This window comes from Agarivorans sp. Alg241-V36, from assembly GCF_900537085.1.
In the GTDB taxonomy this organism is placed as follows: domain Bacteria; phylum Pseudomonadota; class Gammaproteobacteria; order Enterobacterales; family Celerinatantimonadaceae; genus Agarivorans.
Genome location: NZ_UNRE01000012.1, coordinates 71025 through 78975, shown reverse-complemented (window position 1 = coordinate 78975; position 7951 = coordinate 71025). Strand labels below are relative to the sequence as shown.

General features: G+C 44.2%; 6 protein-coding genes. 4 read left to right on the top strand and 2 right to left on the bottom strand.

The window, feature by feature from the left end; all coding sequences use genetic code 11:
• A partial coding sequence (locus G6R11_RS21270; protein WP_240352523.1) for a LysR substrate-binding domain-containing protein occupies positions 1–444 on the top strand: 444 nt, incomplete at its 5' end.
• A gap of 330 nt (positions 445–774) precedes the next feature.
• Here the strand turns inward: G6R11_RS21270 and G6R11_RS21265 are convergent.
• Together G6R11_RS21265 and G6R11_RS21260 are read right to left on the bottom strand one after the other, a co-directional pair.
• Positions 775–1125, bottom strand: a complete 351-nt coding sequence (locus tag G6R11_RS21265) for a putative quinol monooxygenase (RefSeq protein WP_163135230.1) — start codon at positions 1123–1125, stop codon at positions 775–777.
• A 111-nt stretch (positions 1126–1236) separates the two neighbouring features.
• Entirely contained in the window at positions 1237–1740 is a 504-nt protein-coding gene (locus G6R11_RS21260; RefSeq protein WP_163135228.1) for a hypothetical protein, read from the bottom strand.
• A gap of 506 nt (positions 1741–2246) precedes the next feature.
• On the opposite strand from G6R11_RS21260, the gene G6R11_RS21255 reads away from it, so the two are divergent.
• The 3 genes from G6R11_RS21255 to G6R11_RS21245 all read left to right on the top strand — a co-directional run bounded on the left by G6R11_RS21255 (position 2247) and on the right by G6R11_RS21245 (position 7911).
• The gene (locus tag G6R11_RS21255) at positions 2247–5492 is read left to right on the top strand and encodes an RICIN domain-containing protein (RefSeq protein ID WP_163135226.1); all 3246 of its coding nucleotides are present in this window, start codon (positions 2247–2249) and stop codon (positions 5490–5492) included.
• 318 nt (positions 5493–5810) lie between these two features.
• Entirely contained in the window at positions 5811–6890 is a 1080-nt protein-coding gene (locus G6R11_RS21250) for a BMP family ABC transporter substrate-binding protein (protein WP_163135224.1), read from the top strand.
• A 64-nt stretch (positions 6891–6954) separates the two neighbouring features.
• Complete coding sequence (locus G6R11_RS21245; protein ID WP_163135222.1) at positions 6955–7911, top strand: isopenicillin N synthase family oxygenase; 957 nt, start codon at positions 6955–6957, stop codon at positions 7909–7911.
• The last annotated feature ends 40 nt before the right edge of the window (positions 7912–7951 follow it).

The window sequence follows — 7951 nt, the reverse complement described above, 5'->3', positions numbered from 1 at the left end:
GAAGTGTTGGTACCAGTTTGCAGCCCTGATTATTTCGCTAAACATTTTGAAAGCGATGAACCCATAGCGATGCAACTCTCCAACGCTACTTTTATCCACTGCACAGAATCATTAGAAGGTAGTCAATCAAGCAAAGAATGGTCTGTATGGTCAGCAGGGCAACAAAACGAAGAAATTCTATCTCTAGATGTAATGAAAAATACGTTTCTTATTAATCACGCTGATATGGCTATGATTGCAGCACGAAGTGGCTTAGGTATTGGCATTGCACGAAAATCACTAGTGCAAGAATATTTAGATAATGGAGAGCTACGAATGCTACTTTCCGAAGTGCCGTCAGGCCTTGGATACGATTTAATATGTATGAAAGGGCAACAAACTAGGCCTAAGATAGCAGCATTTATAAACTGGATTTCATCACAATTGGAAGAGCTCGAAGTTTAGAGTGTCTGTCCCCTCGGCCTTTAATACGCTTTACTTGGCCTGAGCGAAAGCTACTTACGAGCACTAGTGATGTATGAATGAGCCATTGTTCTATCGTGCAATGGAGCAAAAGCGAGTTAGCTTATAGGTGCTCTTCTAGCTGATGAGTTACCGTTCTTTGAGAAACACTGCTTTTCTAACTTAAACGCAGAAAAATGAAAAATCTAGCCGTTTATTATCTTGCTACGTCTCCTTTAAAACAAGTGGTTTAGGTTTAACAAACCTTGCGCAACAGAGCTATATTGCCAAGCAACAAATAAGAGCGCCGTCAGCGCTCTTACCTACTTAAAACTAGCCAAATACTGGCGCGTCGAAGTCTTCTGCTTCGTCGCTATAAACGCAAACATTTGAATCTTCTACTAAGCCTGTTTCTGCAACACAGTGGGTTTGAAAGAACTCGCTAATTTCTTTGCGTTGACAGTGCGCTTCAAAGCTTGCTTTATCGGCCCAAATCTCTTGAAATGCGATGGGGTAACCGGTGCCTTGTGCAAAAGGATTATCAATTTGGCGAGTTACGGTGTATTGAATACAGCCATCTTCACGTAAGGTATTTGGCTCTAGCGCTTGTAGTACTTTAAATAGCTCGTTTTGTTTACCCGCTTTAGGCTTAAACATGGCGATGCAGTAGATTTTTTTAGACATGAGTCTTCCTCAAATAAAGCGGCGAGCCCAGCTCGCCATTCTTATAAACACCCGTAGTAAGTTAATCAATAGTAAGCCTTTAACCAGGCAAAGGCTTCTATTATTTGAGGATTAACAAGCTTTATAACGCTGGGTTTGCATCGCCAATAAGCGCTTATAGGCTAACTCTTGGCGCAGGGCTGGCGAGCCTTCGCACCAATTATATTCCAGCGCTTGCCAAAGCGGATCCTTGGGTTCTAAACCTAGGGCTTCTATATAGCTGGCATTGGCCACTACATATTGGCTTTTGTAGGGAAGAATTACCCCACCCTGCTTAGCTTGCAAGGTCATGGCTTCTTGGTAGCTAGCACACCAGTGGTTTAGCAAGGCCATACACGCTGGCGAATACCAAAACTTACCACTATCTTGTTGCATGGTTTGGTTTTGCTGACACGACAGTACGCTTTGGGCGTGCTGCCAATCGTTAAAACCTGATTCTCGCGCTAAATACAGCAAGGCGTGTTTTAACTGTGGTGACTTTTCTTTAACAAAGTTTGCTAAGGGGGAATCGGCAGTATGGCGCTGTTTAAGCAAAATTTTGCTGCGAATTTTAAGTTCTTCAACGGCAGATAACATCTCTATGCTCCTAAATACTTTTGTTGTTCCCCGCAAAACAATATTCAGAATGACATACAGTGTCGTAATGATGGCTTTCTAAGCTTACGCTTTAGATAAAGGGTGAGTTCCTCTTGGCGGGCAGGCGCCCCTTAGCACCTGTGGCTATTCTGCCAAAAACGTTTGGGTGTTACAAGTGTCTTTTAATCACGACGCCTCAGCCCTAAATCACGCAATTTTCAGTGATGGCGCTCACACACTATTAATATTTTTAATTCTTAATTTAAATATCAATAATTACTGCTTTAGTATCTCTGCGCACACTTTATTGAGTTTATAAAAGCCCTTTAAAAACAAACAATCAAATGGGTAAAAGTATGCAATATCAGGATGATATGAGTGTTCCATTGCGTCACTAGACCAGTTGCAAATTATCGTTAACGCGTGCCACAAAGCATAACGATTCAACAGCGCATTGTTTAAACACCCATGCCGAGCTTTTTAAGTAAAACTACATGGAGATACACATGCGCTTTTCCAATGCGTCTAGGCTAATTGGAGCTGGTTTAACCCTGCTGGCTAGTGCCACTAGCTTTGCCGACTCAACCGTTACCATTGATTTAAATACCCAGAAGTTTATTGGCGGCCACTCGCAATTAGACCGCTCTAAGTACTTTAACCTGCACACCACTCACTCGGAAAATCAGGTCACCAATGACGAATTAGATTACTTAACCAATGATCTAAATGCTGGCTTTGGTCGTGGCTTTTGGAGCCCCTTTTCGGCGCACAAAGGGCATGACTCTTACCCAAACGAAGCGACCGCTAAAACCAATGGCGCGAGAAACATAGCCAGTACTAAAAATCACAGTAACTACGCGTATTTTTCAGATCGTTACATTGTGACCGATCACCCGCGTAACGCCTTTGCTGCTAATCAAGACCCTCAAAAAGCAGCAGAATGGGCTGCTAACTACTTCAAGCATTACTTCGACGATAGCACTCGCCCTTTGTTTTATGAGCCAATTAACGAGCCTTTTGTTCATGCTGGTGAATTTGGCATTGACGCCGATCTAGCCCGCAGCAAAATTACTGAGTTATTCAAACAAATTGGTAAAAAGTTCGACCAAGAAAACATTGATACTAAAGTAATTGGTTACGCTGGTGCGTGGCCATCTATGGAGCTGTGGGACTTTAAGCATTTTGATACAAGAATGAAAATGTTTATGGACAGCGCTGGCCAATACATGGATGCATTCTCAGTGCATTTATACGATGGTGTTAACGTAACAGGAGCTAATAGCCAGCGTTCGGGCAGTAACTTAGATGCCATTTTAGATTTGGTTGAAAGCTACAGCTTTCACAAATGGGCACAGGTTAAACCGCTAGCCATTACCGAATATGGCGGCATTGAGAAAGGCTACGGTGATACTTACAGCGACATTGCTAGCGTGCAGTCGATTCGCTCTATCAACAACATGTTGTTTCAATTATTAGATCGCCAAGACCGCTTGCTCACAACCATTCCGTTTATTACCGGTAAAGCGAGTTGGCACTACAATGCTGGCAACAATTGGGAGCCCTACGGCGCGGTAATTACCCGCCCAGATCCTACTAGCATTGTGAATGGCAAACCTACCCGCTTTATTTGGACGCCGCGCATTCACTTCTATCAACTGTGGTCAGAAGTAAGCGGTGTTCGAGTTAAAACCCAAAGCACTAATCCAGATGTTCAGGTTCAAGCATTTGTGGATGGCAACAAAGCGTACGTGGCATTAAATAGCCTATCTGAAAGCACTGAACAAGTGAGCTTAGACTTTGTAAATAGCTTAGGTAGCGTAAACCAGCTAACTAAAAAATCTTTAAAAATTTACCCTAATAAAGCGGCGGTTTATCAAGATCAAAGCAATCAAACACCACCACAAAACATTAGCTTAATCGCGGGCGAAACAGTGGTGTTGCAATATACTTTCAATCAAAGCATTCAGCTTGATAATACCTTGAAAGTAGACAGCTACTACAGTGCTAGCAATTTGCAAGAAATCACAGCTAATCAAGCGATTAACTTCAGCATTAACAACGTAAATGTTGCCCAAGGTACTTCTAACTTAAAAGTAAGTATTGGCCGTAAACACAACAAATCGAAAAAACCTGTAGTTAAAGTGAATGGTACAGCGGTTAGCGTGCCGAATAACTGGAAAGGCGGCGACCAAAGCTCTAGAGATGACTTTTTTGGTGCCCTGCATATCCCTGTTGCTAACTCATTGCTGGCTAAAAACAACACCATTAGTATCACCTTCCCTGATTCTGACGGCCGTGTAAGCTCGGTAGTTTTAGAGGTTAACAACCAAAGCAACGCTGCCGTTGGCCAAGACGCCATTAGTTTTGCTGAAAGCATAAGCAGCCTAGCACCTGGCAAAAACTATGCAGTTAAGGTGAATTACAGCGCTAGCCAAAGCCGAGACTTAACGGTTTCTATCTGGCAGGGCCAAAATTACTTAGCGGGCAATACGGTAAATGTAGCGGCTGGAGAAGGAAGCAAAACACTTAATGTTAGCTTGGCCAACGACACCATCGCTGGCGATACAGACTACATTATTAAAGCTAATATTCGACCACAAGGCGGCGATGTAGCGAGCATTATTAAACAAACCCAAATTAACGATATTGTGATTGAAGATAATGCCGGTGCAAACTACGACCAAATCGTGTTTGTAGATAGCTATCAGCAGCTTAACAGTGCATTACAATACACCGTAGAGCTAGATTACTCGGCCATGCAACAGCGTGATATTGTGGTAGAACTGTGGGATGAGCAAAACTGGTTAGCTTCCGGTAAAACCACGGTACCTGCAGGAGAAGGCAAAACCTCGGTCACTATTGAGCTAAGCACAGCGCCACCAGCTGGCAGCCAAGGCTACAAGCTTAAAGGTTCTATTCGCCCCCTTGACACCTCTTGGCAAGACAACCTCGACTTTGAGCAAATTAGCAACATTGAAATTGTTAGCGCTACGCCTAGCGACGATGCCACTAAGCTGGTGCTAAGTTCTACCGAACTAGCCCAAGCCCAACGCTATCAGTTCACTGTTGACTACAGTGCCACTCAGCAACGTGATGTAGTGGTTGAGTTGTGGCTAAACAATCAATGGATAAGCCAAGCCACTGAGCAAGTAGAAGCCGGTGAAGGCAGCGTAACACTCACTATAGAGCTAGACGCCGAAGCACAAATCTCCGATAACTACATGCTTAAAAACAGCATTCGCCCACTAGGTACCGATTGGCGCAGCAGCCTTGCGACTAGCCAAATAGACCAGCTAAGTATTGTTAGCGATGCGCTAAGCCCACCAAGCAGTTGGACAAACCTGCAATTTAAGCACAGCGCAAAGTGCATGGATGTAGCGGGCGGTAATACCAGCAACGGCAGTAACTACCATCAATGGACCTGTAATACACAAAACGACAATCAACGTTTTATGTTTACTCCGTTAGGTGACAACTGGTATACGATTAAAGCCAAAGTGAGTAACAAGTGTGTAGACCTACACAACGGCAATACCGCCAATGGTGCCAAGTTGCAGCAATACACCTGTTACAACAATAACCCGAATCAAGCTTGGCAATTATTGGAACAGCAAGACGGTTGGTTTGAGCTACGCGCCAAACCTTCTGATAAATGTATTGATGTAAGCCAAGTATCTAGTGCTAACCAGGCCCTCATTCACCAATGGAATTGTGGCAAGCAAGCGAACCAACTTTTACGCTTTATTGAATAAGCACTCGCCTACAACAAGAGCCGCCCAGTGCGGCTCTTACTTCAACCTCGCGTTTTAATGGGATCTTGCTCAGCAAAGCCAAACTCTCCACTAAATTATTTCTTCTATTACACCGCCTAAATTTGGTGCGTTTTACTTAGCAGCTGCACCACTAATTAACAGTTGTTCAAAATAGTCGTGTTAACAATTACTTCAACTAAACTCAACAAAGCTTGTGAAATTGGGATTTATTGACTTAAATCAAAAAACATGACCAAGTGGCCAGCTTTTTGCTACTTCAGTCCTAACTAAACGCCTCACCGAGAAACGGAGTTCTAAATGAAACTAAATAAATGGATAAGTGCTGCAGCTTTTGCGGTAACCACCTTAATAACACCAGCGAGCATGGCTGCCGACGAACCATTAAAAGTAGGCTTTGTATATGTTGGGCCAGTAGGTGACCACGGCTGGAGTTATGAACACGACCAAGGCCGTATTGAGATGGAACAGCACTTTGGCGGAAAAGTAAGTACTACCTTTGTGGAAAATGTTCCTGAAGGCGCCGATGCTGAGCGAGTCATTACTCAGTTGGCTAAATCGGGTCATGATGTCATTTTCACTACGTCATTTGGTTTTATGAACCCCACCATTAAAGCGGCTAAGCGTTTTCCAAAAGTTCGCTTTGAACATGCTACGGGTTACAAGCGCAGCAAAAACGTCTCTACCTATGTATTGCGTACCTACGAGGGGCGTTATGTGTCTGGCGTAGCCGCCGGCATGACCACCAAAACAAATGTAATTGGTTACATTGCTTCGTTCCCTATTCCGGAAGTGATCCGTGATATTAACTCGGTGTACTTAGGCGCTAAAAGCGTAAACCCAGACGTGCAAATTAAAATTGTATGGGTAAATACTTGGTACGACCCAGGTAAAGAAGCCGATGCAGCCAACGCGCTAATGGACCAAGGTGTTGATATTGTTTTGCAGCACACCGACAGCCCCGCTCCACTTATTGCAGCGGAAAAACGCGGCGTAATGGGCATTGGTCAAGCATCAGACATGAGCCAATTTGCTCCTACTGCTCACATGTTCTCAGTGCGTGATGTTTGGGCTCCCCACTACATTCGCACAGTAGAAGAAGTAATGGCGGGTTCGTGGAAACCCGAAGACTACTGGGGTGGTTTTGCGGAAGACATTCTGCAAATTGTATCGGTTAACCCAGCCCTACCCGACGACGTAAAAACCGCCATGAGTGAAACCGAAGCCAAGATTAAATCGGGTCAATTTCACCCATTCACTGGCCCAATGAAAGACAACAGCGGCAAAGAGGTTATTCCAGCGGGTAAAACACTTAACGACCAAGAGCTAGCAAGTGTGATGTGGTACGTAGAAGGCATCGACGCAACGATTCCTAAGTAAAACTACATTCTAAGTTGCCCTTAATAAGCGCCCAGCCAAGCTGGGCCTTTATAGCGAGAACCAGATGAATTTAGCCCTACCTATTATTGATATATCGTCACTGGATCATAGCGATAGTCAGCACTGGCAAGAAGCAGTTCAAGCCATAGATTCAGCCTGTCGTGACAAAGGCTTTTTTTATGTGACCGGTCATGGCATTCCAGCTGAACAATTTGCTGCAATGCAAGACATGGCCGCTCGGTTCTTTGCCCTAAGTGAGCAAGAAAAACAGCAAATAAATATTCAGCATTCAGCCAACCATCGCGGTTGGGGGCAAGTGAGTGCAGAACAGTTAGATCCAAGTGGTCCCAAAGACTATAAAGAAACCTTTGATATGGCTTTAGACCTTAGCCCCTATCATCCGCAGGTGGCCCGTTTCCCTCAGCTTTATGGGCCTAACCAGTACCCAAATCTTGACGGTTTTATACAACTAATGCAGCAGCATTACGAACTCACTCTGCAAGTTGGTATCAAAATACTTAAGGCCATGGCATTGGCTTTAGATCAAAGCGAAGACTTTTTTAGTCAGCACTTTAACTGCCCAATTAGCGTGTTGCGTTTAATTCATTACCCTCCGCAACAGCAAAGCGATAATGGTGCTGGCGCTCATACAGACTATGGCTGTATTACCTTGCTTTATCAGGATCAAACAGGAGGCCTGCAAGTACAGGATCGCAATCAGCAGTGGCTAGATGCGCCGCCGGTAGAGAACAGTTTTGTGGTGAACATTGGCGACTTAATGCAGCGTTGGACCAATGGCCGATACAAATCAACACCTCACCGCGTGATTAGCCCTAAGCAGCAAACCACCCGTTTCTCCATGCCATTTTTTGTAGAGCCTGACTTTGATACACCGGTAAATACCCTAACCAGCTGTTTAGCGCCTGGAGAGCAAAGTAAGTACCGTGAGATAAGCGCAGGCGAATGGATATTATCGCGATTTACCGATACTTACGCCTATAGATCAGAACAGCAAGAGTAACGGAAAGAGTAAAAAAATTTACCCATAAAGCTGACCAATT